Source organism: Candidatus Protofrankia californiensis (assembly GCF_900634765.1).
GTDB classification, from domain to species: Bacteria; Actinomycetota; Actinomycetes; order Frankiales; family Frankiaceae; genus Protofrankia; species Protofrankia californiensis.
The window spans coordinates 9,994-11,278 of sequence record NZ_CAAAFT010000390.1 but is presented as its reverse complement, the minus strand read 5'-3'; the positions used below and the strand labels follow the sequence as shown (position 1 = coordinate 11,278).

The window sequence follows — 1,285 nt, the reverse complement described above, 5'->3', positions numbered from 1 at the left end:
ACGGCGTCCCGGCAATGGTGACAACCCAAGCACCGCCGGGTCGCCGTACCGACATTTCTTTGCCGATGCACCGGCCGCATGCACCGACGAGGCCCGCCCGGCCGACCGGCCGGGAGACCAGGCAGGTGACCTGGTAACCCTGGTAACCCACCATGGTGGGTCGTAACGCTGGTCGGCGCACGGGGTCCGGCCACAGCTGGCACGATCATGGTTTTTGAGTGCGCAGCCGCAGCGCACTACGGTGTACGGATGCGGCTTACCGTTCTGTCCGGTCCGTCAGGAGTCGGGAAAGGGACCGTCGTCGCCGAGGTGCGCCGACGCCATCCCGAGGTCTGGGTTTCGGTCAGTTGCACGACACGCGCGCCGCGCCTGGGGGAGACCGACGGGGTGGAGTATCACTTCGTCGATGTCGAGGAGTTCACCTTGATGGTCAAGAAGGGTGAGCTTCTCGAGCATGCGATGTTCGCCGGTCACGCCTATGGAACCCCCCGCGCGCCCCTGGAGGCCCGGCTCGCCGAAGGGGTGCCGTGCCTGCTGGAAATCGAACTCCAGGGAGCCCGCCAGGTGCGTGCGGGCGTCTCCGACGCCCGGTTCGTCTTCCTCGCCCCGCCGTCCTGGGAGGAGCTGGTCCGCAGGCTCACCGGACGAGGTACGGAGTCGCCGGAGGTGATCGGACGCCGCCTCGACCGGGCACGCATAGAGCTCGCCGCCGAATCCGAGTTCGACGCGGTGGTGGTCAACGACGACGTGACCCGAGCGGCGGCCCGGCTGGTCTCTCTGATGGACACCGACTAGCGACCCGGGGATCTGGGCCTCCGGCGGCGCGAAAGAAACATCATCGCGCCGCCTTTGGCCCGCTGGCCATCGCGGGTTCCCCGGGCTCGTGGCCAGCCGATCCACCGACCGACCGACCGTCGGTCGGCTGACACGCCACCGGCTGCTCTACTGTAAGAGTCCGTACTGTGGTAGGGATCGAGGGTTCGGCGTTGCCCCGCTGAGTCCCGACTGATCCCGACTCATCTCGACCACTGTAGATCCTGACCACGCTGTCAGTTCGCCAGCAAGCTGACAGCCCCGTGTTTGCGGAAGGACACCGTGTCCGGCACTGTCGCACAGCCCGAAGGCATCACCAATCCGCCGATCGACGAGCTCCTGGAAGCCACCGACTCCAAGTACGGCCTGGTGATCTACGCGGCCAAGCGGGCCCGGCAGATCAACGCCTACTACTCGCAGCTCGGTGAGGGCCTGCTGGAGTACGTCGGCCCGCTGGTCGAGACCGCCAGCG

2 protein-coding genes are annotated in these 1,285 nt (G+C 67.3%); both read left to right on the top strand.

Annotated features, from left to right (window positions below):
- Positions 1-249: 249 nt before the first annotated feature.
- A complete protein-coding gene (gene gmk, locus DD1DGNOD_RS20025; protein WP_131768038.1) occupies positions 250-795 on the top strand; it encodes a guanylate kinase in 546 nt (181 codons plus the stop codon).
- A gap of 300 nt (positions 796-1,095) precedes the next feature.
- Positions 1,096-1,285 (top strand): DNA-directed RNA polymerase subunit omega (gene rpoZ / locus DD1DGNOD_RS20020; RefSeq protein WP_165036910.1); only part of this gene is annotated, 190 nt, incomplete at its 3' end.